The sequence below is a fragment of the Kitasatospora sp. NPDC022785 genome (assembly GCF_055561295.1).
In genome coordinates this window covers 146,239-168,373 of record NZ_JBVHHB010000020.1, presented here as the reverse complement: position 1 = coordinate 168,373, position 22,135 = coordinate 146,239, and the positions used below count along the sequence as shown (strand labels likewise).

General features: G+C 71.1%; 23 protein-coding genes. 8 read left to right on the top strand and 15 right to left on the bottom strand.

All coding sequences use genetic code 11. The annotated features are described in order from the left end of the window. Positions 1–45 precede the first annotated feature (45 nt). Entirely contained in the window at positions 46–567 is a 522-nt protein-coding gene (locus ACZ3YO_RS27685) for a PadR family transcriptional regulator (RefSeq protein WP_465574285.1), read from the bottom strand. A gap of 88 nt (positions 568–655) precedes the next feature. Between ACZ3YO_RS27685 and ACZ3YO_RS27680 the strand changes: the two genes are divergently transcribed. Next, positions 656–1,213 carry a hypothetical protein gene (locus tag ACZ3YO_RS27680; RefSeq protein WP_465574282.1) on the top strand — a complete coding sequence of 186 codons (558 nt, stop codon included), beginning with the start codon at positions 656–658 and terminating at the stop codon, positions 1,211–1,213. 228 nt (positions 1,214–1,441) lie between these two features. Here ACZ3YO_RS27680 and ACZ3YO_RS27675 read toward each other — a convergent pair whose 3' ends face one another. The 5 genes from ACZ3YO_RS27675 to ACZ3YO_RS27655 all read right to left on the bottom strand — a co-directional run bounded on the left by ACZ3YO_RS27675 (position 1,442) and on the right by ACZ3YO_RS27655 (position 5,055). Beyond that, positions 1,442–2,104 carry a hypothetical protein gene (locus tag ACZ3YO_RS27675; protein WP_465574279.1) on the bottom strand — a complete coding sequence of 221 codons (663 nt, stop codon included), beginning with the start codon at positions 2,102–2,104 and terminating at the stop codon, positions 1,442–1,444. A gap of 40 nt (positions 2,105–2,144) precedes the next feature. Further along, positions 2,145–2,789: a hypothetical protein gene (locus ACZ3YO_RS27670; RefSeq protein WP_465574276.1), complete on the bottom strand. Its 645-nt coding sequence runs from the start codon at positions 2,787–2,789 to the stop codon at positions 2,145–2,147. Next, on the bottom strand, positions 2,782–3,168 hold the full coding sequence (locus ACZ3YO_RS27665) for a hypothetical protein (protein WP_465574274.1): 387 nt from the start codon (positions 3,166–3,168) through the stop codon (positions 2,782–2,784). Before ACZ3YO_RS27665 ends, ACZ3YO_RS27670 begins: the two co-directional genes overlap by 8 nt. 338 nt (positions 3,169–3,506) lie before the next feature. Further along, entirely contained in the window at positions 3,507–4,217 is a 711-nt protein-coding gene (locus ACZ3YO_RS27660) for an LAETG motif-containing sortase-dependent surface protein (protein ID WP_465574271.1), read from the bottom strand. A gap of 298 nt (positions 4,218–4,515) precedes the next feature. After that, a complete protein-coding gene (locus ACZ3YO_RS27655; protein WP_465574269.1) occupies positions 4,516–5,055 on the bottom strand; it encodes a collagen-binding domain-containing protein in 540 nt (179 codons plus the stop codon). Positions 5,056–5,224: 169 nt separating this feature from the next. Between ACZ3YO_RS27655 and ACZ3YO_RS27650 the strand changes: the two genes are divergently transcribed. Then, on the top strand, positions 5,225–6,199 hold the full coding sequence (locus ACZ3YO_RS27650) for a COX15/CtaA family protein (protein ID WP_465574266.1): 975 nt from the start codon (positions 5,225–5,227) through the stop codon (positions 6,197–6,199). A gap of 61 nt (positions 6,200–6,260) precedes the next feature. Here ACZ3YO_RS27650 and ACZ3YO_RS27645 read toward each other — a convergent pair whose 3' ends face one another. After that, positions 6,261–6,599: a hypothetical protein gene (locus ACZ3YO_RS27645; protein WP_396320512.1), complete on the bottom strand. Its 339-nt coding sequence runs from the start codon at positions 6,597–6,599 to the stop codon at positions 6,261–6,263. A gap of 72 nt (positions 6,600–6,671) precedes the next feature. On the opposite strand from ACZ3YO_RS27645, the gene ACZ3YO_RS27640 reads away from it, so the two are divergent. After that, positions 6,672–7,313: a DUF2461 domain-containing protein gene (locus ACZ3YO_RS27640; protein ID WP_465547506.1), complete on the top strand. Its 642-nt coding sequence runs from the start codon at positions 6,672–6,674 to the stop codon at positions 7,311–7,313. A gap of 126 nt (positions 7,314–7,439) precedes the next feature. On the opposite strand, the gene ACZ3YO_RS27635 is transcribed toward ACZ3YO_RS27640, so the two are convergent. After that, positions 7,440–8,381, bottom strand: coding sequence for a heme o synthase (locus ACZ3YO_RS27635; protein WP_465547505.1), 942 nt, complete (start codon positions 8,379–8,381; stop codon positions 7,440–7,442). Positions 8,382–8,837: 456 nt separating this feature from the next. On the opposite strand from ACZ3YO_RS27635, the gene tkt reads away from it, so the two are divergent. The 5 genes from tkt (at position 8,838) to pgl (ending at position 15,658) form a co-directional block, all read left to right on the top strand. Then, positions 8,838–10,937, top strand: a complete 2,100-nt coding sequence (tkt, locus tag ACZ3YO_RS27630; RefSeq protein ID WP_465574262.1) for a transketolase — start codon at positions 8,838–8,840, stop codon at positions 10,935–10,937. Positions 10,938–11,024: 87 nt separating this feature from the next. Beyond that, positions 11,025–12,164, top strand: coding sequence for a transaldolase (gene tal, locus ACZ3YO_RS27625; RefSeq protein WP_396320516.1), 1,140 nt, complete (start codon positions 11,025–11,027; stop codon positions 12,162–12,164). Between the two features lie 61 nt (positions 12,165–12,225). Continuing rightward, positions 12,226–13,782, top strand: coding sequence for a glucose-6-phosphate dehydrogenase (zwf, locus tag ACZ3YO_RS27620; RefSeq protein ID WP_465574327.1), 1,557 nt, complete (start codon positions 12,226–12,228; stop codon positions 13,780–13,782). Continuing rightward, positions 13,779–14,873: a glucose-6-phosphate dehydrogenase assembly protein OpcA gene (gene opcA / locus ACZ3YO_RS27615; protein WP_465574258.1), complete on the top strand. Its 1,095-nt coding sequence runs from the start codon at positions 13,779–13,781 to the stop codon at positions 14,871–14,873. The genes zwf and opcA overlap by 4 nt, the downstream gene beginning before the upstream one ends. Further along, positions 14,870–15,658, top strand: a complete 789-nt coding sequence (gene pgl / locus ACZ3YO_RS27610) for a 6-phosphogluconolactonase (protein ID WP_396320518.1) — start codon at positions 14,870–14,872, stop codon at positions 15,656–15,658. Before opcA ends, pgl begins: the two co-directional genes overlap by 4 nt. Positions 15,659–15,720: 62 nt before the next feature. Here the strand turns inward: pgl and ACZ3YO_RS27605 are convergent, their stop codons facing one another. The 7 genes from ACZ3YO_RS27605 to ACZ3YO_RS27575 form a co-directional block, all read right to left on the bottom strand. After that, positions 15,721–16,008, bottom strand: coding sequence for an RNA polymerase-binding protein RbpA (locus ACZ3YO_RS27605; RefSeq protein WP_254553118.1), 288 nt, complete (start codon positions 16,006–16,008; stop codon positions 15,721–15,723). Between the two features lie 205 nt (positions 16,009–16,213). Next, positions 16,214–16,450: a preprotein translocase subunit SecG gene (gene secG / locus ACZ3YO_RS27600; RefSeq protein ID WP_465574255.1), complete on the bottom strand. Its 237-nt coding sequence runs from the start codon at positions 16,448–16,450 to the stop codon at positions 16,214–16,216. Between the two features lie 87 nt (positions 16,451–16,537). Beyond that, on the bottom strand, positions 16,538–17,323 hold the full coding sequence (gene tpiA, locus ACZ3YO_RS27595; RefSeq protein WP_396320520.1) for a triose-phosphate isomerase: 786 nt from the start codon (positions 17,321–17,323) through the stop codon (positions 16,538–16,540). A gap of 4 nt (positions 17,324–17,327) precedes the next feature. Continuing rightward, entirely contained in the window at positions 17,328–18,533 is a 1,206-nt protein-coding gene (locus ACZ3YO_RS27590; RefSeq protein WP_465574251.1) for a phosphoglycerate kinase, read from the bottom strand. 142 nt (positions 18,534–18,675) lie between these two features. After that, a complete protein-coding gene (gene gap / locus ACZ3YO_RS27585) occupies positions 18,676–19,680 on the bottom strand; it encodes a type I glyceraldehyde-3-phosphate dehydrogenase (RefSeq protein ID WP_465547498.1) in 1,005 nt (334 codons plus the stop codon). Positions 19,681–19,974: 294 nt separating this feature from the next. After that, positions 19,975–20,955: a DNA-binding protein WhiA gene (gene whiA, locus ACZ3YO_RS27580; RefSeq protein WP_148642545.1), complete on the bottom strand. Its 981-nt coding sequence runs from the start codon at positions 20,953–20,955 to the stop codon at positions 19,975–19,977. Next, positions 20,946–22,079, bottom strand: coding sequence for a gluconeogenesis factor YvcK family protein (locus ACZ3YO_RS27575; RefSeq protein ID WP_465574325.1), 1,134 nt, complete (start codon positions 22,077–22,079; stop codon positions 20,946–20,948). Before ACZ3YO_RS27575 ends, whiA begins: the two co-directional genes overlap by 10 nt. Between the last annotated feature and the right edge of the window lie 56 nt (positions 22,080–22,135).

The window sequence follows — 22,135 nt, the reverse complement described above, 5'->3', positions numbered from 1 at the left end:
GGACGGGGCCAGGAGGCGCGGAGTCCGGCAGGGGTCCGCGGGCGATCAGTGGACGTCCCGGATCTGCCCTTCGGCCCACTCGGCCCACTCGCGGCGCATCGCGTTGAACCGCAGGCCGTACTCGAGCGCGATCCTGCTGTGGACGGCGAGGTCTCCGTCGCCCCGGCCGATCTCCTCTTCGGCGGCCTGCAGTCGTTGCTGGTGGCGTTCGGAGATCCGGGCCAGCCACCGCAGGTAGTCGCGTCCCTGGGCGGGGGTGAGCACGCCGAGGAAGAAGACCCGCAGCAGGAGGTCGCTGCGCGCATGTTGGGTGGGTGTCGTCTCGGTGAGCCAGTGCTGCAGTTCGGCCAGGCCCGCGTCGGTCAGGGCGTATTCCTTGCGGCCTCGCGGTCCGAGGGCGCTGACGGTGATCAGACCGCTGTCGTCCAGCCTGGTCAGTTCCGTGTAGACCTGGCTCTGGGTGGCCGGCCAGGCGAGGGCGAGCGAGCTCTCGAACTCTTTCAACAGGTCGTAGCCGCTGGCAGGTCGGTCCACCAGCAACCCCAACAAGGCGTGTCGAAGACTCATGCCCGCAGCCTACCTTCCACAATTGACAGGTCGTCAGAGGAGGCTCTACGTTGGGCCGTCGCCATGCCGATCCAGGGGGAGACTCACCATGACCTACGTCCTCACATTCCTGCCGTGGATCGTCTACGCCGTCCTGCCGTCCGACCACTGGCAGTGGGCCGCGCTGGCCGGCCTGGTCGTGGCCGTGGGAGTGATCGTCAAGCGGCGTTCGGCGGGAAGCGGCTTTGACGCGCTGATCATCGAGACCGGGTCGGCGGGCTTCTTCGCCGTGCTGGCCGCCGTGGCCTTCGCCGACCCCGACTCGGCCGTTCACGCGTACTCGGCCGCGCTGTCCTCCGGTGTTCTCGCCCTGATCGCCGGCGCCTCGCTGGCGATCGGCAAGCCGTTCACCCTCGGCATCGCCAAGCAGTCCACTCCGCGCGAGGTTTGGCATCAGCCGCTCTTCGTGCGCACCAACCGCGTCCTCACCGGCGTGTGGACCATCGCCTTCGCCGCGACCGCCGCCGTGCTGGCCGCCCTCGCCCACGCCGACCAGGGCCACTCGACCACCGCCACCCTGATCCAGGTCGCCGGCTTCGTGATCCCGATGGTGTTCACCAACCGCTACGTCGCCACCGTCCAGGAGCGGGCGCGACCGCAGGGCTAGACGATCACGATCGCCGCGCAGGGCAGGCCGGCGACTTTCGCCACCTCACACACCACGGCGGCCCCTCGCTCATCCGAGGGTGCCGTCGGTCGCTTCGAGGTCCTGATCACTCCGCCCCGCCGAGCACCGGCTCGGCGGGGCGGAGTACTGCGAAGTGGCTGGTGCGGGTGCGGGCTCCGGGTGGACCGCTGCCCTTCGAGAACCCCGACCAGCCGGACGGTGGGAATCTCAGCGACCGGCCTCCTTGACTACCTCCGCCGACGGGAAGGCGATTGGGTTGCGACACGGGTAGGCCGTGACGGCCCCCTTGGCAGCCTTCAACGCGATGTCCAGCCGGGCCTGGTGCAGCGAGTGCAGCGTCGGATCGGTGAGCCGGCCGTCCCCCCACACGTGGATCTCCACGTACGGGCGGTCCAGGTCGGCGGCCACCGGGTTCTCGCACCGGAACGCCAGGTGAACCGTACCGTCCTGCCACATCCACCCCTGGATGTCCTGGCCGAGGTCCAGCCTCCGCGGCACATGCCCGGTCACCGGAACGGCGGCCGGCCCGTAGTCCATGTTGTAGATGAGGTCGGTCATCAGCCTCACGCTCAGGCCCAGCGGCATGGAACGATCCCGCTGCACCAGGCACGTCTGGTCGTGCTCGCCCGCGCGGAGGCCGGCCCCGCCGCTCCCGTCGTCGGGCCCCTCCTCGTAACGCACACCGAACGTCCCGCTCGCCCTGTCCGTCAACGGCTTCAGGTCGTTCCGGTCGAGCAGTGACCAGCAGGCGGTCGCAGGCAGGGTCAGCGGCTCGCGCGCGGACCACCACCACAGTCCCCCGCCGGCCGCAGTGACGGCGGCGGCGGGCACGGCGGCGATCACCAGCCGGTGCCGGCGGTACCAGGCCATCCTGTGCCCGGCTCCGCCGGCCGGGGACGACGTCGACGCGTCAGCTCCTCACCGTCCCGGGGACGCTGTCCGGCAGCTTCACCGGGTTCGCGCACGGATAGCCGGCCACGACGTCCTTGGCGTACTTCAGCGCGATGTCGAGGACGGCCCGGTGGACCTTCTCCGACCTCGGATCGGTGACGTCCCCGGCCGCGACCCCGACTGCCACGTACGGCCGGCCCATGCGGGCGTTCTCCGGGTTGTCGCACCGGAATGCCAACCCCACCTGCCTCGACCCAGTCCACCCCTGCACGTCCGCGCCGAAGTCCAGCCTGCTCTCACCCTGGTGGGAAACCTCCGAACCCGCACCGTACTTGATCTTCATCGTAAGCTCGTCCATCGACCACACCTGGATCCACAGAAGGCCGTTCGCCGGATTCCTCTCAACCCTGCAATCCTGGTCGCCGCGGATCGGCTGAAGGTGCTCGTGGCTGCCGTCCGTCGAATTACGCTCGACGAACGTCCCGCGCAGGTCATCCGCCAACGGTGCGAGGTCGGCCCGGGTGAGCACCGACCAGCAAGCGCTGGCCGGCAGCTCCGCCGGTGCGTGGGCCGACCGCCACCACCCGAACCCGGCCCCGGCGAGCACCACTGCCGCGACCCCGCCAGCGAGCCACCGCCGCCGGATCCGCTTTCCCTCAGCCATTGACGGCCCGCGTGAAGAGCCCCGAGCTGTCGGCCGCGCCGGCCCTCACCTGGTTCGCGGCCGCCGTGGACAGGGCCTCGATCTGCTGCGGGTTCAACCCGGTCCCCTGCGCGGCCTGCTCCACCGCCGGCTTGGCGGCTTCGGCCGACCCGTTGAGTCCGGCGACGTCCGCGGCCGTGGCCGGGTCCGCGGTGTTCGCTTCGATGTGGTAGTTCGCGGCCAGCTGGTCGATGAAGTAGTTCACCGGACACGACGGTGCGGGCGCGCCGGACGCGGCGGCCGCGAGGTCCGGGAACTGCTTTCTTGCCGCTTCCGTCAGATTTCCGGAACTGTCGAAGAGCCACGGATAGATCCGCCGCTCGAAGTCGAGGTCAACCATGTGAAAAAATCCCCCCGCGAAGTGACCGTCGAAGGGACGGCCCATCCAACCAGCGGCCGTTCTCCGGAGTGGAGGAGAGACGGCCGCACCCCGTTGTGCATTGCTGCAGCCGGGCAAACCCTTCCACGGATGTCCGGTCCGCCGTAGGGAAGTTGAGCGAACTTTGAGGATCACCGTCCGATCGGTGCCGCCCGAGCCGGCGGGAGCCTGTCGGCGGCGCGCCGCTTCGTAGCCGGCTACCCAGGTCACGGGCCCTCGACCGGGGGGGAGCAGACAACCACGGCGGCCCCCCGCTCGACGGTGCGAGTGGGGGGCCGCCGGGTTGCCGGGCGCTGGCGTCAGCTCTCGCTGCTGCTCCGGCGCTTGCGGGCGACCAGGACGAGCGCGCCACCGATCAGCACGACGGCGCCGCCGGCCGCCGCGATGATCGGGGTGGAGTCGTTACCACCGGTCTGGGCGAGCGCCGGCCCGGGGGTCGCGGTGCTCGTCGCCGGGCTGGGCGTCTTGGGCGGAGTGGAGACCGCCGCCGTCGGGCTGGCGGTCGCGGTGGGCGAGGCCGTCCCGGTCGGGGTCGGGGTCGGGGTCGCCGTCTTGGTGGGCGTGGCGGTGGGCGTCGCCGTGGGAGTCGGCGTCGCCGTCTTGGTCGGCGTGGCCGTGGGGGTCGGCGTCGGGGTCTGGCAGACCTCGATCGTCTTGGTCTCGGTCTTGTTCCAGTCGTGGTTCTTCGGGTCCTCGGTGGTGGTGACCACAAAGGTCGCGGTGACCGGCTTGCTGTGCTCCTTGACCGGGTACGTCCCGTGGAACTCCTTGCCGAACTGCTTCTGGTCGAGCACCTTCTCGCCGTCGACGGTCAGGCTGACGGCGTTCTTCACGCCCGACGCGTCGCTGTAGTTGGTCAGGTCGATCACGATCTTGTCGCAGGTCGTGTGCCAGGTGGGCACGTGCGCCGAAGCGCTGGTGGCCATGGCAATCGGGAGCAGGACGGCTGCTGCCGCCGCGCTGGCCAGTGCCGCGCCCCTGATGCCGAGCTGCCGCTGCTGTCGCGCCATTTCGTTGTCCCCTCCGAACGGTCCTGTGCAGCAGGCATGTTGAGTGTTTGACGGTGGCCCGCTACGACTGTCCGGGGGACTCTACCGGCACTCCCGTCCCGCTCTACACCCCGCTGACGACCGGATTTCGTCTGTCCGTCCGGCCTCGGATGTGCATCGCCAGCCCATCACACCCGCGACCTCGGAGGACGCGGATTCGGCACACTTGAATGGACTTCGTCACACTGCCATGAAGAACGGCGCCCCCGGTGATCAGGTTCAATCACCGAGGGCGCCCGCTCAGTCGGTCGACGAACCTTCAGGCCTTCCTCGCCGCCCGGCGACGGGTGGCCACCACGATCGCGCCACCGGCGGCGATCACCACCGCCCCACCGATCGCCAGCGGGACGACCGGGCCGGAGCCGGTGTGCGCGAGATTCCCGCCACCGGTCGCGGTGGCCGTCGGGCCGGCCGAGGCGCCCGGCGCGGCCGCCGGGGCGGAGGCGGACGGGCTGCCGGAGGCACCCCGGCCCGGCCCGCCGCTCGCCGGCGTGGACGGGTGGACGGAGCCGCCCGGGGTCGCCGGGGCGGTCGGCACCACCGGGATGCCCGGCCTTCCCGGCATGGCGGAGCGCAGCTTGGCGAACTCGGCCTTGGAGTCGATCGGGGACGCACCCTGGCCGATCCTGCCCTGATGTGCCTCGATCACGGCACCCGCGGCCTTCGAGCCGTAGACGCCGTTGCCCTTCGCGACCTGGGTGTTGTGCCCGGTCACACGGCCGGCCACGACCAGCGCGTTGCCCCCGGGCAGCGCCGTGGACCAATCCGCACCCTTTCGGCCGGTCGGGCAATTGGTCAAGACCAATGACCACCATGCCCCAACAGTCCCGTTTGCGCCGGCGCTCTTGCCGGAGCGGCAACCGGAGCGACAGCCGGCGGGACAGCAGGAACGGCAGCCCTCCGGGGCCCGCGCGGCGCGCAGCCGCCCCGCCCCAAGATCGGCTGTAAGGCCGCCTACGATTGACCCCGTGCGTACCCCCTTCTCCCTGCTCGCCGAGCGCTGGCAGCCGTCCGCCGCCATGGTCAGGCGCGCCGCGCTCACCGCGCTGGTGATGAGCGTGGTCATCGTGGTCACCGGCGGCGCCGTCCGGCTCACCGCCTCCGGCCTCGGCTGCACCACCTGGCCCCGCTGTACCGACCAGAGCCTGACGCCGACGCCCGAAATGGGCTTCCACGGCATCGTCGAGTTCACCAACCGGATGCTCACCTACGTGCTGAGCGCCGCGGTCGGCTGGGCCATCCTGGCTGCCCGCTGCCACCGGCCGTGGCGGCGCGGCCTCACCAGGCTGGGCTGGGCGCAGTTCTGGCTGGTGATGAGCAACGCCGTGATCGGCGGCATCACCGTGCTGACCGGCCTCAACCCGTACACCGTCGCGGTGCACCTGGTCTCCGCGATGGCCCTGGTCTGGGTCGCGCTGCTGATGTGGGAGCGGTCGAAGGAGGGCGACGGCCCGCCGCAGCCGGCCGTGGCCCGTCCGATCGTGCAGCTCTCGTACGTCCTGGTCACCGTGATCGGCCTGCTGGTGGCGGCCGGGACGCTGGTGACCGGCGCCGGGCACCACCCGGGGACGCCCAGGGACAACAAGATCGTGCCGCGGATCCCGATCGACTACGACCGTCTGGCCCAGGTGCACGCCGACCTGGCGTTCGTCTCGGTCGGCCTGGCGGTCGCCGTCCTCTTCGTCTTCGCCGCGGTGAAGGCCCCGCCGGCCGCCCGTGCCCGGGCCCGCGAGCTGCTCGTGGTGCTGCTGCTCCAAGGCGTGCTCGGCTTCGTCCAGTACTTCACGGACGTCCCGGAGATCCTGGTCGGCCTGCACATGCTGGGCGCCACGCTCACCTGGATCGCCGTACTGCGCATCCCGCTCGCGCTGCGGGTCCGCACGGACGGGGACGCGCCCGCCGCGCCGCTGCCGGCCCGCGAGCCGCAGGCCGCCGCGGTCTGAGCCCGCACGCGAAGGGGCCCCGGGATCACCCGGGGCCCCTTCCGCATGTCCGGGACCGGCGTCAGCCGCCGATCTGGATTCCGGCCATCCGCTTCCACTCGTACGGGCCGGTCTTCACCTTCAGGCCCAGCTCGCCCTCGAAGTCGTCGTGCAGGGTGACCCCGGCCAGCTCGGCGGCCCGGCGGCCCACGGCGTAGCTCGGGGCGACCTGGTCGCCCCAGGTGCCGTCCGCGCCGACCACGACGATCCGGGTGGCCACGGCGCCGACGTACTCGACGACGGCGTCGGCGCTGCCGCCGTGCTGGCGGGCGAAGCTGGAGAGGTGCTTGGCGATGCGCTTGGCGCGGCGCTCAACGCGGGCGTCCGGCGCGGCGGGGGTGGCGGTCTCTGCGCTGCTCATGCCCGCATGCTACCCATCGGTAGCGGAGCTGGCGACGGGAGCGGGCTGTGCACCGGGCCACATACTGGAGGGGTGACCTTCCAAGGCTGGCCCGCTGAGGCCCTCGACTTCTACGAGCACCTGGAGGCCGACAACTCCAGGACCTTCTGGCAAGCCCACAAGGACCGGTACGAGCACGCCGTACGGGAGCCCATGGAGCAGCTGCTCGCCGAGCTGGAACCGGAGTTCGGGCCGGGCAAGATCTTCCGCCCCAACCGCGACGTCCGGTTCAGCGCCGACAAGTCCCCGTACAAGACGCACATCGGCGCCCACCTGACGGCCGGCGGGTACGTCCAGCTCTCCGCCGACGGCCTGGCCTGCGGCAACGGGCTCTACCGGCTCGCCCCCGACCAGCTGGAACGCTACCGCGCGGCCGTCGCCGAGGACGTGAGCGGCGCGGAGCTGGAGCGGGTGGCCGCCCGGGTCCGCAAGGCCGGCCCGGAGGTGGTCGGCCGGGACAGTCTGAAGTCCGCCCCGCGCGGCTACCCGAAGGACCACCCGCGGATCGGACTGCTCCGCCACAAGGGCCTGATCGCCTGGCAGGAGTGGCCGCCCGCGCCGTGGCTCGGCACCCGGACCGCCTACGAGCGGATCACCGGCTTCCTGCGGGCCTCCCAGCCGCTCCGGGACTGGCTGGAGGGCCACGTCGGGCCGTCCGAGCTGCCGCCCCGCTGAGGCGGCGCGCGAGAACCGCTGACGCGGAGCGCGAGAACCGCTCAGGCGCAGCGCGAGAACCGCTGACGCGGAGCGCGAAAAACGGAAGGGCCCCGGTCCGAAGACCGGGGCCCTTCCTCAGCAGCTCTACTTGACGAACGGGTCCACCGCGATCACCACGAACAGCAGCGTCAGGTAGGTGATCGACCAGTGGAACAGCCGCATCTCCTTCAGCTTGGCGCCGACCACCCCGGCCTTGGCCCGGGTGTACAGCCCGTGTGCCTCCTTCAGCCAGGCGGCGCCCAGCACGACGGCCGAGACGGGGTAGAGCCAGCTGGTGTCGGCCAGCGGCCACAGGGCCAGCGAGACGGCCACCATGACCCAGGAGTAGACGACGATCTGCTTGGCGACCGCCAGGTTGCCCTTGATCACCGGCAGCATCGGCACGCCGGCCCGCTCGTAGTCCTCGCGCACCTTCATCGACAGCGGCCAGTAGTGCGGCGGCGTCCAGAAGAAGATGACCAGGAAGAGCACCAGTGCCGACCAGGACACCGAGTTGGTGACCGCCGCCCAGCCGACGAAGACCGGCATGCAGCCGGCGATGCCGCCCCAGACGATGTTCTGCGCGGTCCGCCGCTTCAGCCCCAGCGTGTAGACGAACACGTAGAAGAGCAGTGCCGACAGCGCCAGCAGCGAGGACAGCACGTTGACCAGGGCGCCCAGCCAGATCGTCGAGCCGATCGCCAGCGCGATGCCGAAGACCAGCGCCTCGCGCGGCGACACCATGCCGGTGACGATCGGCCGCCGCTCGGTCCGCGACATCACCGCGTCGATGTCGCGGTCGATGTACATGTTGAGGGCGTTGGCGCCGCCGGCCGAGAGGTAGCCGCCGATGACCACCTGCAGCACCAGCAGCGGATCCGGAACACCGCGCTGCGCCAGGAACATCACCGGCACGGTGGTGATCAGCAGCAGCTCGATGATCCGAGGCTTGGTCAGTGCGACGAATGCGCCGACACGGGCCCCGAACGGCCGGTGCGCAGGCGTCGCCCCGGTGACCCCGGCGGGACGGGATTCGACGGCGGTCACTAACACCCCAACTGAAGATGAATCCTCACAGGCGGCTACAGGAACGAAGGGTCCCGAATCGTCCGCTCTGCGCGTACCACGCCACCTTAGACGCTCCATATCTCCCCACCGGCTCCGGGGTCCCCCGGCGAGGCGGAACGCACACCCCTGGGTGAACCCACGAAGCTTGGCCCGTGCGGCATCGGTCCCCCGTCCTGCCCCCCGGAGGGGCAGAGCCCGCGAAACCAGGAGAGCCTGTGACAAAACAGCCCATCGAGCCCTCGTGGGAATCGCCATATCGAATTCCCTGTTGTCTCAGCACGGAGGGTGAGCCCCGGCCCGGACGGTAGGCTCGCCACGAGAAGCGGGATCTACCCTCCGTGACCGGCACCACCCAAGCGTCCGGCCCCACCGACGTGGCCGACCCGGTCCCCCTCACGGGGTCACTCTTCACAACGGAAGGAGCCCTGAGACAGGGTGAGCACGACGCCGACGAATGCATTCGAGTGGTCCGAACTGGACGAGCGGACTGTCGACACGGCCCGCGTCCTGGCCATGGACGCGGTCCAGAAGGTCGGCAACGGACACCCCGGGACGGCCATGTCGCTGGCCCCGGCGGCGTACCTGATCTTCCAGCGCTTCCTGCGCCACGACCCGACCGACCCGGCCTGGGTGGGCCGCGACCGTTTCGTCCTCTCCCCCGGGCACACGAGCCTGACCCTTTACACCCAGCTCTACTTCTCCGGTTACGGTCTGGAGTTGGACGACCTCAAGGCCTTCCGGGTCGCCGGCAGCCGCACCCCCGGCCACCCCGAGCACGGTCACACCGCGGGCGTCGAGACCACCACCGGTCCGCTGGGCCAGGGCATCGCCAACGCGGTGGGCATGGCGATGGCGGCCCGCTTCGAGCGCGGCCTCTTCGACCCGGACGCCCCGGCCGGCGAGTCGCCGTTCGACCACACCATCTGGGCCATCGTCTCCGACGGCGACCTGGAGGAGGGCATCTCCGCCGAGGCCTCCTCGCTCGCCGGCCACCAGAAGCTGGGCAACCTCGTCGCCCTGTACGACGACAACCACATCTCGATCGAGGGCGACACCGAGACGGCCTTCTCCGAGGACGTCCTCAAGCGCTACGAGGCGTACGGCTGGCACGTCCAGCGGGTCACCCCGAAGTCCAACGGCGACATCGACGTGGCGGCCCTGGCCGACGCGCTGGCCACCGCCAAGGCCGAGACCGGCCGCCCGTCGCTGATCGCGATGCGCACCATCATCGCCTGGCCGGCCCCGGACGCGCAGAACACCGCCAAGGCGCACGGCTCCGCGCTCGGCGCCGCCGAGATCGCCGCCACCAAGAAGGTCCTGGGCTTCGACCCGGAGAAGACCTTCGAGGTCAGCGAGAAGGTGATCGGGCACGCCCGCCAGGTGATCAAGCGCGGCAAGGCCGCCCGCGACGAGTGGCAGCAGTCCTTCAACGCCTGGCGCGCCGCCCACCCGCACCGCGCCGCCGAGTTCGACCGCATCGACGCCGGCGAGCTGCCCGAGGGCTGGAAGAAGACCGTCCCGGTCTTCGAGGCCGGCAAGGACGTCGCCACCCGCAAGGCCTCCGGCGAGACCCTCAAGGCGATCGGCGCGGTGATCCCGGAGCTGTGGGGCGGCTCGGCCGACCTCGCGGAGTCCAACCTCACCACCATCGACGAGGAGAGCTCCTTCCTCCCCGAGGGCAACCCGCTGAAGTCCGCCAGCCCCTACGGCCGGACGATCCACTTCGGCATCCGCGAGCACGCCATGGGCTCGACCATGAACGGCATCGCGCTGCACGGCAGGACCCGCGTCTTCGGCGGCACCTTCCTGGTCTTCGCCGACTACATGCGCCCGGCCGTCCGCCTGGCCGCGCTGATGAAGCTGCCGGTCACCTACGTCTGGACGCACGACTCGATCGGCCTCGGCGAGGACGGCCCGACCCACCAGCCGGTCGAGCACCTGGCCTCGCTGCGCGCCATCCCGGGCCTGGCCATGGTCCGCCCGGCCGACGCCAACGAGACGGCCGTCGCCTGGCGCACGGTGATCGAGCGGCAGACCACCCACCCCGGCCCGGTCGGCCTGGCGCTCACCCGCCAGAACGTCCCGACCTTCGACCGCGAGGTCTTCGGTTCCGCCGAGGGCACGGCGAAGGGCGGCTACATCCTGGCCGAGGCGTCCAACGGCGACCCGCAGCTGATCCTGCTCGGCACCGGCTCCGAGGTCCAGCTGGCCGTCAAGGCCCGCGAGGTCCTGGAGGCCGAGGGCATCGCGACCCGCGTGGTCTCGCTGCCGTCCTTCGAGTGGTTCCAGGAGCAGGACCAGGCCTACCGCGACAGCGTGCTGCCGCCGTCGGTCAAGGCCCGCGTCTCGGTCGAGGCCGGCATCGGCCAGGGCTGGCGCGAGCTGGTCGGCGACCACGGCCGGATCGTCTCGCTGGAGCACTTCGGCGCCTCCGCCGACTACAAGGTGCTGTTCGAGGAGTTCGGCCTGACCTCCGAGCGGGTCGTCGCCGAGGCCCACAACGCGCTGCGCTCGCTCGAAGCCGTCAACCGCTAGCCCCTTGGGCCGCGTACTCGCCCGCACGCGAGTACGCGGCCCCTCTGACGACCCCACGAAGACAGAAGAAAAAAGGACTGAAGCACCATGACTGACGCACTGAAGCGCCTCAGCGACGAAGGCGTGGCGATCTGGCTGGACGACCTCAGCCGCGAGCGGCTGAACACCGGCAACCTCGCCGAGCTGGTGCAGAACAAGCACGTGGTGGGTGTCACCACCAACCCCACCATCTTCCAGAAGGCCATCGGCGGCGGGCACAGCTCGTACGACGGCCAGCTGCGCGACCTCGCCGTCCGCAAGGTCACCACCGACGAGGCCGTCCGCATGATCACCACCTCGGACGTGCGTGACGCCGCCGACGTGCTGCGCCCGGTCTACGACGCCTCCAACGGCCGCGACGGCCGGGTCTCCATCGAGGTCGACCCGCGCCTGGCCCACGAGACCGCCGCCACCATCGCCGAGGCCAAGCAGCTGTGGTGGCTGGTCGACCGCCCGAACGTCTTCATCAAGATCCCCGCCACCAAGGCCGGCCTGCCGGCGATCAGCGAGGTCATCGGCAAGGGCATCAGCGTCAACGTCACGCTGATCTTCTCGCTGGAGCGCTACCGCGCCGTCATCGACGCCTACCTGACCGGCCTGGAGGCCGCCAAGGCCAAGGGCCTGGACCTCTCCCAGATCGAGTCGGTCGCCTCGTTCTTCGTCTCCCGCGTGGACACCGAGATCGACAAGCGCCTGGACAAGGTCGGCGGCGACGCCAGGAACCTGCGCTCCAAGGCCGCCCTGGCCAACGCCCGCCTCGCCTACCAGGCGTACGAGGAGGTGTTCGGCAGCGTCGACGGCAAGGCCGCCGGCAGCGACCGCTGGAAGGCCCTGGAGGCCGCCGGCGCCAAGCCGCAGCGTCCGCTCTGGGCCTCCACCGGCGTCAAGGACCCGGCTCTGCCGGACACCCTGTACGTCACCGAGCTGGTCGCCCCGGGCACCGTCAACACCATGCCCGAGGCCACCCTGGACGCCACCGGCGACCACGGCGTGATCACCGGCGGCACCATCGTCCCGAACTACGCCGACGCCAAGGCCGTGATGGACGCCATCGCCGCCGCCGGCGTGGACTACGACGACGTGGTCCAGGTACTCGAGGACGAGGGCGTGGAGAAGTTCGAGCAGTCCTGGAACGAGCTGCTCGACACCGTCACCGCCTCGCTCGCCTCCTTCGCCGACGAGAAGTGATTCCTGCTCACAGCCAGCGCACGAAAGCGGAGCCCATCAAGTGAGCACTGATTTCCCTGAGTTGACGTCGGACTCGGACGCGGCCGACACCCCGCCGGCTCCCGTCAACCCGCTTCGTGACCCAGCAGACCGACGGCTCCCGCGCATCGCGGGGCCGTCGGGCCTGGTCATCTTCGGGGTCACCGGCGACCTGTCCCGCAAGAAGCTGATGCCGGCCATCTACGACCTGGCCAACCGCGGTCTGCTGCCGCCGGGCTTCTCGCTCGTCGGCTTCGCCCGCCGCGAGTGGAAGGACGAGGACTTCGCCAAGGAGGTCCACGACGCGGTCAAGGAGCACGCCAGGACGCCCTTCCGCGAGGAGGTGTGGCAGCAGCTCGCCAAGGGCATGCGCTTCGTCCACGGCACCTTCGACGACGACGACGCCTTCGACAAACTCCGCGCGACCATCGAGGAGCTCGACAAGGCCCAGGGCACGGGCGGCAACTTCGCCTTCTACCTCTCGGTGCCGCCGAAGTTCTTCCCGACCGTCGTCCAGCAGCTGAAGAAGCACGGCCTGGCCGACCCGCCCTCGGGCTCCTGGCGGCGCGCCGTCATCGAGAAGCCCTTCGGCCACGACCTGGAGAGCGCCCAGGAGCTGAACCGGATCGTCCACGAGGTCTTCCCCCGGGACGAGGTCTTCCGGATCGACCACTACCTGGGCAAGGAGACCGTCCAGAACATCCTGGCGCTCCGCTTCGCCAACCAGATGTTCGAACCGATCTGGAACCGGTCCTACGTCGACCACGTGCAGATCACCATGGCCGAGGACATCGGCATCGGCGGCCGTGCCGGCTACTACGACGGCATCGGCTCGGCCCGGGACGTCATCCAGAACCACCTGCTCCAGCTGATGGCGCTCACCGCCATCGAGGAGCCGGCGTCGTTCCACCCCAAGGCGCTGGTCGCCGAGAAGCTCAAGGTGCTCAGCGCCGTCAAGCTCCCGGCCGACCTCGGCAAGCACACCGTGCGCGGCCAGTACGCGGCCGGCTGGCAGGGCGGCGAGGAGGTCGGCGGCTACCTCGACGAGGACGGCATCAACCCGGACTCCAAGACCGACACCTACGCGGCCATCAAGCTGGAGATCAACAACCGCCGCTGGGCGGGCGTGCCGTTCTACCTGCGCACCGGCAAGCGGCTCGGCCGCCGGGTCACCGAGATCGCGGTGGTCTTCCAGCGCGCCCCGTACCTGCCGTTCGACTCCTACGCGACCGAGGAGCTGGGGCAGAACGCCCTGGTCATCCGGGTCCAGCCGGACGAGGGCGTGACGGTGCGGTTCGGCTCCAAGGTGCCGGGCACCTCCTTCGAGGTCCGTGACGTCACGATGGACTTCGCCTACGGCGAGTCCTTCACCGAGTCCAGCCCGGAGGCGTACGAGCGGCTCATCCTCGACGTGCTGCTCGGCGACGCCAACCTGTTCCCGCGCCACCAGGAGGTCGAGCTCTCCTGGCAGATCCTCGACCCGATCGAGAGGTACTGGGACGCCCACGGCAAGCCCGCCCAGTACCCGGCCGGCACCTGGGGACCGGTCGAGGCTGACGAGATGCTCGCACGAGACGGCAGGAGCTGGCGCCGGCCATGAAGATCGACCTCACGGACACCACGTCCAGCAAGATCAACGCAGCGCTGATGGAAGCGCGCCGGGCCAGCGGCTCCACCGCCGCCGGCATGGTGCTCACCCTGGTGATCGTGACCGACGAGGGCAGCGCGTACGACGCCCTCAAGGCCGCCAACGACGCCTCCCGCGAGCACCCCTCGCGCACCCTGGCGGTCATCAAGCGCGCCGGGCGCTCGCCCCGGGCCCGCGCCGAGACCCGCCTGGACGCCGAGATCCTCGTCGGCACCGACGCCGGCTCCGGCGAGACGGTCGTGCTGCGCATGCACGGCGAGCTCGCCGCGCACGCCCAGTCGGTCGTCCTGCCGCTGCTCCTCCCGGACGCCCCGGTGGTCGTCTGGTGGCCGGAGAACGCGCCGCTGCACCCGGCGCAGGACCCGCTGGGTTCGATCGCCCAGCGCCGGATCACCGACGCCGTCACCGCGGAGTCCCCGGTCGGCCAGCTCGCCCAGCGGGCCCAGAGCTACACCCCGGGCGACACCGACCTGGCCTGGACCAGGATCACCGGCTGGCGTTCGATGCTGGCCGCGGCGCTGGACCAGCGGCCGTCGAAGATCATCTCCGCGGTGGTCGAGGGCGAGTCGTACAACCCCAGCGTCGAGCTGCTCGGCCTCTGGCTGCACAACCGGCTGCACGTGCCGGTCGAGCGGGTCGTCACCGGCGGCCCGGGCATCACCGCGGTGCACCTGCGCACCACGGACGGGGACATCACCCTGGACCGCCCGGACGGCCTGATGGGCACGCTCTCCATGCCCGGCTCGCCGGACCGCCAGGTGGCGCTCAAGCGGCGCGAGACGTCCGAGCTGATCGCGGAGGAGCTGCGCCGGCTCGACCCGGACGACATCTACGCGTCGGCCGTGCGTACGCCCGTCGAGCGGCTGCACGAGCCGGTCAACGCCGAGACGGCGGCGGCCGAGGAGGTCGCCCAGTCGGTCTCCGAGGCCGCGGTGGCCAACCCGTCCCGGGTGACCGCCAAGGTGCCGGGCACCGACGCGCCGGAGGAGGCCGCCGCGAAGAAGGCCCCGGCCAAGCGCGCGAGCAAGAAGGCGGGATCGTGACGGCGGCGACCCCGCAGCTGGTCGTCCACCGGGACAAGGAGCTGATGGCCCAGGCGGCCGCGGCCAGGCTGATCACCCGGATCGTGGACGCCCAGGCCGCCCGCGGCACCGCCTCGGTGGTGCTCACCGGCGGGCGCAACGGCAACGCGCTGCTGGCCGCCATCGCCGCCTCCCCCGCCCGGGACGCGGTCGACTGGGCCCGGCTGGACCTCTGGTGGGGCGACGAGCGCTTCGTGCCCGCCGCCGATCCGGACCGCAACGCCGTCCAGGCCCGGGCGGAGCTGCTCGACGCCGTCCCGCTCGACCCGGCGCGGGTGCACGAGATGCCCGCCTCGGACGGCGTGGACGGTTCGGACGTGGAGGCCGCTGCGGCCCGCTACGCCGAGGAGCTGGCAGAGGCGGCCGGGCCGGGCGACCGGCTCGGCGTGCCCGCCTTCGACGTGCTGCTGCTCGGCGTCGGCCCGGACACCCACGTCGCCTCGCTCTTCCCCGAGCACCCGGGCGTGCGGGAGGCCGAGCTGACGGTGGTCGGCGTGCGCGGGGCGCCCAAGCCCCCGCCGACCCGCGTCTCGCTGACCCTCCCGGCGATCCGGGCGGCCCGCGAGGTCTGGCTGCTGGCGGCGGGCGAGGACAAGGCCGGCGCGGTCGCGCTGGCCCTCTCCGGCCCGGGCGAGCTCCAGGCGCCCGCCTCGGGCGCGTACGGCCGCAGCCGCACGCTCTGGCTGCTGGACCGGGCCGCGGCGGCGCAGCTTCCGCCGCAGCTCTACCCGCCGGCCTCGGCCTAGACCCCGGCTACGCGAAAGGGCGCCACCGTTCGAAACGGTGGCGCCCTTCGTGTTGCCGGCCCTCAGATCTCGCCACGCAGCTTGGCCAGCGCCTCGGCGAGGATCGCCTCGCCGTCGGCGTCGGTGCGCCGCTCGCGCACGTAGGCGAGGTGGGTCTTGTAGGGCTCGTTGCGCGAGGGGGCCGGCGGGTTGTGCTCGTCCTGGCCGGCCGGGAAGCCACAGCGCGGGCAGTCCCAGGTCTCCGGGATGACCGCCTCCGCGGCGAAGCTGGGGCGGGTCTCGTGCTTGTTGGCACACCAGAAGGAGATCCGGCTGCGCGGGGCGGACTCGCCGCGCTCCGCCTCCCCCATCGGACCGGCTCCGACCCTGCTGCCACGGATGGCGTTGCCACTTGCCACGGTCTGACTCCCTGCGTGCTGGTGCGCCGACCCGCCGCGGTGCGCGTCGGTGGCGAAAGTCGTCCTAGTGTAAGCAGGAGTTAAGGATCCACCACCACCGGCTCCGCCCCGGACCGTTCCAGCATAGGCCGCGGGGCGACGGGGCGTCAGAGATACGTCAGCTCTTGTACTTGAGCACCAGGCTGAGCACGATGATGCACGCGAACCAGGCGACACCGACGATGATCGTGATGCGGTCCAGGTTGCGCTCGGCCACCGCCGAGCCACCGCCGGTGGACATCGCGCCGCCACCGAACATGTCGGACAGGCCGCCGCCCTTCCCCTTGTGCAGCAGCACCAGGAGGATCATCAGCAGGCTGAAGATGATCAGGGCAATCGAGAACCCGATAACCACGACGGGACCAACTCTCTCGTATCTTCGGCGAAGGGGCCGGGCCGCACTGAGCGGTCCGGCCCCAAAGCCTACGTTGCTGCGGCGGCGTTAGCCTACTGCCTGCTCACGGTACCGCACGATCTTGACGAACTCGTCGGCGTCCAGGGAGGCACCGCCGATCAGGCCGCCGTCGATGTCGGGCTTGGCCATCAGGCCGGCCGCGCTCGACGACTTGACCGAACCGCCGTACAGGACACGGACCTTCTCGGCCAGCGCGGCGTCGTACAGCTCGGCGATCCGCCGGCGGATCGCGGCGCAGACCTCCTGGGCGTCCTCGGGGGTCGCCACCTCGCCGGTGCCGATCGCCCAGACCGGCTCGTACGCGACGACGATGGACTCGGCCTGCGCGGCCGGGACGTCCTTCAGGCCGCCGTCGAGCTGGGCCAGCGTGTACTCGACGTGGGTGCCGGCCTTGCGGATGTCCAGCGGCTCGCCGATGCAGAGGATCGGGGTGACCCCGCTGCGGTAGGCGGCCTTGACCTTGGCGTTGACGATCTCCTCGTTCTCGCCGTGGTACTGCCGGCGCTCCGAGTGACCGATGACCGCGTAGGTGCACTTCAGCTTGGACAGCATCGGGCCGGAGACCTCGCCGGTGTAGGCACCGGAGTCGTGCTGCGAGATGTCCTGCGAGCCGTACTTGATCTTCAGCTTGTCGCCGTCGACCAGGGTCTGCACCGACCGCAGGTCGGTGAACGGCACCAGGACGGCGACCTCGACGGCCTCGTAGTCCTTGTCGGCCAGCGCGAACGCCAGCTTCTGGGTGTGCTGGATGGCCTCAAGGTGGTTGAGGTTCATCTTCCAGTTGCCCGCCATCAGCGGGAGACGCTCAGTCATTGCCTCAGCCTTCCAGGGCGGCGAGACCGGGGAGGGTCTTGCCCTCCAGGTACTCAAGGCTGGCGCCACCGCCGGTCGAGATGTGCCCGAACTTCGTCTCGTCGAAGCCCAGGATGCGGACGGCCGCGGCGGAGTCGCCGCCACCGACCACGGTGAACGCGTCACTGTCCAGCAGCGCCTGCGCGACTGCCTTGGTGCCCTCGGCGAAGGTGGGGTGCTCGAAGACGCCCACCGGACCGTTCCAGAACACCGTCCTGGCGTCGGCCAGCTTCGCCGCGAACAGCTCGCGGGTCTTCGGGCCGATGTCCAGTCCCTCCTTGTCCGCGGGGATCCTGTCCGCGTCCACGACCTCGTAGTCCTCGACCGGCTTGTGGGTCTTGGTGTCGGGGAAGCTCGCGGACACCGCGACGTCCACCGGCAGCACGAACTCGACGCCGTTCGCCTCCGCCCGCTCCAGGTACTCCAGGACGACCGGGATCTGGTCCTCCTGCAGCAGCGAGATGCCGACCTCGTGGCCCCGGGCCTTGAGGAAGGTGTACGCCATGCCGCCGCCGATCAGGATGCGGTCGGCCTTGCCGAGCAGGTTGTCGATCACGCCGACCTTGTCGGACACCTTGGAGCCGCCGAGCACGACCACGTACGGGCGCTCGACCTCGTCGGTGAGGCGCTTGAGCACGCCCACCTCGGTGGCGATCAGGTCGCCGACGGCGTGCGGCAGGCGGGCCGGCAGGTCGTAGACGGAGGCGTGCTTGCGGTGCACCGCACCGAAGCCGTCGCCCACGTACAGGTCGGCCAGCTGCGCCAGCTCGTCGGCGAAGGCGCCGCGCTCGGCGTCGTCCTTGCTGGTCTCGCCGGCGTTGAAGCGCAGGTTCTCGAGCAGCGTGACCTCGCCGTCGGCCAGGGCGGCGACGGTGGCCTTCGCGCTCTCGCCCACGGTGTCGGTCGCGAACGCCACCGGCCTGCCGAGGATCTCGCCGAGGCGGACGGCCACCGGCGCGAGGGAGAACTGCGGGTCCGGCTCGCCCTTGGGGCGGCCGAGGTGGGAGGCGACGACGACCTTCGCACCGCGCTCGACGAGCTTGGCGATGGTCGGGGCGACGGCACGGATCCGGCCGTCGTCGGTGATCGTGGCGCCGGACAGCGGCACGTTCAGGTCCGCGCGGACGAATACGCGCTTGCCGGCGACGTCGAGGTCTTCGATGGTCTTCACGGTCTTCCGTCTCCTGGGGGGTGGAGCAAGGACGGCACAACGGCGGGCCGTCATAGGGGAGTTGAGGGTGCGCAGACGAGGGCCCGGATGGCGTCGAAGCCTTCCGGGCCCTCCCCCTTACTTCACGTCAGCTCCCGCTGCGTCAGAGCTGCTCACCGACGAGGGTGGTCAGGTTGACGAGGCGGTTCGAGTAGCCCCACTCGTTGTCGTACCAGCCGAAGACCTTGACCTGGTTGCCCTGGACCATGGTCATCAGCGAGTCGAAGATCGTGGAGAACGGCGAGTTCACGATGTCGGAGGAGACGATCGGGTCCTCGGTGTACTGCAGGATGCCCTTGAGCGAGCCCTCGGAGGCCTTCTGGAAGGCCGCGTTGACCTCCTCGACGGTGACGTCGCGCTCCAGGGTGACGACCAGGTCGGTGATCGAGCCGGTCGGGACCGGGACGCGCAGCGAGGTGCCGTCCAGCTTGCCCTTCAGCTCCGGCAGCACCAGCGCGGTGGCCTTGGCGGCACCGGTGGAGGTCGGGATGATGTTGAGGGCGGCGGCGCGGGCGCGACGCAGGTCCTTGTGCGGGAAGTCCAGGGTGACCTGGTCGTTGGTGTACGCGTGCACCGTGGTCATCAGACCCTTGACGATGCCGAAGTTCTCGTTCAGCACCTTGGCCAGCGGCGCCACGCAGTTGGTGGTGCAGGAGGCGTTGGAGATGACGGTGTGCTTGGCGGCGTCGTACTTGTCGTCGTTGACGCCCATCACGATGGTGACGTCCTCGTCGGTGGCGGGCGCCGAGATGATGACCTTCTTGGCGCCGGCGGTGACGTGCTTCTTGGCCGCATCGGCCTTGGTGAAGATGCCGGTGGACTCGATGACGATGTCCACGCCCAGCTCGCCCCAGGGCAGGTTGGCCGGGTCACGCTCGGCGATGACCTTGAAGGTCTTGCCGTCGACGGTGATGCTGTTCTCGGTGTGCGAGACCTCGCCGGGGAAGGTGCCCAGGATGGAGTCGTACTTGAGAAGGTGCGCCAGGGTCTTGGTGTCGGTCAGGTCATTGACACCGACGATCTCGATGTCCGCGCCTTGGGCCTTGACCGCACGGAAGAAGTTGCGGCCGATGCGGCCGAATCCGTTGATGCCTACCCGGATCGTCACGAACCGATCTCCTCGTTAGGTACGCCGGAACTATGCCGACGGGGTGGAATTTGGGATGTCCCCGACCGCCTATGACCCTACCCCTCCGAGGCCTGAGAGGGCACATCAGCCCGGGTCGGACGCCTTGGCGTGGCGTGTCAATAGCTCACGAACAGGCCTTCTCCCCTTGCCGTCGCGGGAGTTGCTCCAGGCCTGCGGAGCGCGTTGTCAACCCCTGTTCGCTGGCGTCCGAACACAGAGCGGCCGGTGTCCGGAATCCGGACACCGGCCGCTCGTACTCACGGACCGTGATCGCTAGTTGAGCGCCATCTCGTCGGTCAGATTGGCCTCGGTGCTCGGCAGGCCCAGCTCCGAGGCGCGCTTGTCGGCCATCGCCAGCAGCCGGCGGATCCGGCCGGCGACCGCGTCCTTCGTCAGCGGCGGGTCGGCCAGCGCGCCCAGCTCCTCCAGCGAGGCCTGCTTGTGCTGCATCCGCAGCTGCCCCGCGGCGGCCAGGTGCTCGGGCACCTCCTCGCCGAGGATCTCCAGCGCGCGCTGCACCCGGGCGCCGGCCGCCACCGCGGCGCGGGCCGAGCGGCGCAGGTTGGCGTCGTCGAAGTTGGCCAGGCGGTTGGCGGTGGCCCGCACCTCACGCCGCATCCGGCGCTCCTCCCAGGCCAGCACCGACTCGTGGGCGCCGAGCCGGGTCAGCAGCGCGCCGATGGCGTCGCCGTCGCGGATCACCACCCGGTCCACGCCGCGCACCTCGCGGGCCTTGGCCGGGATGCCGAGCCGGCGGGCGGCACCGACCAGCGCGAGGGCGGCCTCGGAGCCGGGGCAGGTGATCTCCAGGGAGGACGAACGGCCGGGCTCGGTGAGCGAGCCGTGCGCCAGGAACGCCCCGCGCCACGCCGCCTCGGCGTCGCAGGTGGCGCCGGAGACGACGGCCGGGGGCAGGCCCCGGATCGGCCGACCGCGGCCGTCCACGAGACCGGTCTGGCGGGCCAGCAGCTCACCGTCCTTGACCACCCGGACCACGTAGCGGCTGCCGCGGCGCAGGCCGCCGGGCGCCATCACGACGAGGTCCGAGGAGTGTCCGAAGATCTCCAGCAGGTCCTTGCGCAGCCGGCGCGCCGCCGCGCCGGTGTCCAGCTCCGCCTCGATCACGATGCGGCCGCTCACGATGTGCAGCCCGCCCGCGAAACGCAGGATCGCCGAGACCTCCGCCTTGCGGCAGCAGGCCCGGGTGACCGGGAGCCGGCTGATTTCGTCCTTCACCGCTGGAGTCATCGCCATGGCCCGATCCTTCCATGTGTCCGGAAAATCCGGTCGTACGCGGCTGCCAAGAGCTCCGGGTCGTGTCGCGGCGTGCCGTCGGTACGGGCGACCCGCCCGAGCACCAGGGCCGCGCCCATCCGCTCGGCGGCCTTCTCCAGGCCGGCCAGGTCCGCCTGGCCGAAGGCGCCGCCGGTGACGGCGCGCTCGTCCACCAGGATCGCATCCACCGCAAGGGCGGGGGCGTGGTCGGCGATGACCTCCAGGTGACGCTGCGGGGTGAAGCCCTCCGTCTCGCCGGGCTGGGGGGCGAGGTTCAGGGTGAGCAGACGGCGCGCGCGGGTCTCGGTGAGCGCCTGGGCCAGCTCGGGCACCAGCAGGTGCGGCAGCACGCTGGTGAACCAGGAGCCGGGGCCGAGCACCACCCAGTCCGCCTCGCGGACGGCGGTGACGGCCTCCGGCACGGCCGGCGGCTCGTCCGGCAGCAGCCGGACCGACTCCACGGTGCCCGGCGTCACGGCCACGCTGGCCTGCCCACGGACGGCGGAGACCGCTCCGGGGTGGGCCGGGTCGTGGCCGCGGACTATCGCCTCGATGTCCAGCGGCACCGCCGACATCGGCAGCACCCGGCCCTGGACGTTCAGCAGCCGGCCCACCCAGTCCAGGGCGGCCACCGGATCCCCGAGCTTCTCCCAGAGCGCCACGATCAACAGGTTGCCGACGGCGTGGCCGCCCAGCCCCCCGGTGCCGGTGAAGCGCTGCTGGATCACCTCGGACCAGGTGCGGCCCCAGTCGTCGTCGCCGCAGAGCGCGGCCAGCGCCTTGCGGAGGTCCCCCGGGGGCAGCACCCCGAGCTCCTCGCGCAGCCGGCCGCTGGAGCCGCCGTCGTCGGCCACCGTGACCACGGCGGTGAGGTCGGTGGTGAGCCGGCGCAGGGCGGACAGCGAGGCGGAGAGCCCCTGGCCGCCGCCGAGGGCGGTGATCCTGGGCGCCTGGTTGGACCGGGGGGCCTGGCTGGTGCGGGCGGGGCCGGGGCGGGCCGGGCTGGTCCGGGCCTGCCCGGTCCGGGACCGGACGGGGGTCCCGGCGCGCGCCGGGACCCCCGTCCGGTCGGCGGTCTTGTTCTGGAGCTGCCGCCCGGGCACGTATCCCGTCACACCTACCTCGCGTTCCTCTTGCCCGCCGCCGGCCCTCCGCCGGC

Bases quoted from the DNA above. Each gene is read 5' to 3' on its own strand.
- ACZ3YO_RS27675 (WP_465574279.1), bottom strand. From the start codon at position 2,104: ATGGCCTGGTACCGCCGGCACCGGCTGGTGATCGCCGCCGTGCCCGCC.
- whiA (WP_148642545.1), bottom strand. From the start codon at position 20,955: ATGGCGATGACTCCAGCGGTGAAGGACGAAATCAGCCGGCTCCCGGTC.
- tal (WP_396320516.1), top strand. From the start codon at position 11,025: ATGACTGACGCACTGAAGCGCCTCAGCGACGAAGGCGTGGCGATCTGG.
- tpiA (WP_396320520.1), bottom strand. From the start codon at position 17,323: ATGACTGAGCGTCTCCCGCTGATGGCGGGCAACTGGAAGATGAACCTC.
- ACZ3YO_RS27605 (WP_254553118.1), bottom strand. From the start codon at position 16,008: ATGGGGGAGGCGGAGCGCGGCGAGTCCGCCCCGCGCAGCCGGATCTCC.
- ACZ3YO_RS27660 (WP_465574271.1), bottom strand. From the start codon at position 4,217: ATGGCGCGACAGCAGCGGCAGCTCGGCATCAGGGGCGCGGCACTGGCC.
- ACZ3YO_RS27680 (WP_465574282.1), top strand. From the start codon at position 656: ATGACCTACGTCCTCACATTCCTGCCGTGGATCGTCTACGCCGTCCTG.
- ACZ3YO_RS27670 (WP_465574276.1), bottom strand. From the start codon at position 2,789: ATGGCTGAGGGAAAGCGGATCCGGCGGCGGTGGCTCGCTGGCGGGGTC.
- ACZ3YO_RS27685 (WP_465574285.1), bottom strand. From the start codon at position 567: ATGAGTCTTCGACACGCCTTGTTGGGGTTGCTGGTGGACCGACCTGCC.
- ACZ3YO_RS27645 (WP_396320512.1), bottom strand. From the start codon at position 6,599: ATGAGCAGCGCAGAGACCGCCACCCCCGCCGCGCCGGACGCCCGCGTT.
- ACZ3YO_RS27665 (WP_465574274.1), bottom strand. From the start codon at position 3,168: ATGGTTGACCTCGACTTCGAGCGGCGGATCTATCCGTGGCTCTTCGAC.
- opcA (WP_465574258.1), top strand. From the start codon at position 13,779: ATGAAGATCGACCTCACGGACACCACGTCCAGCAAGATCAACGCAGCG.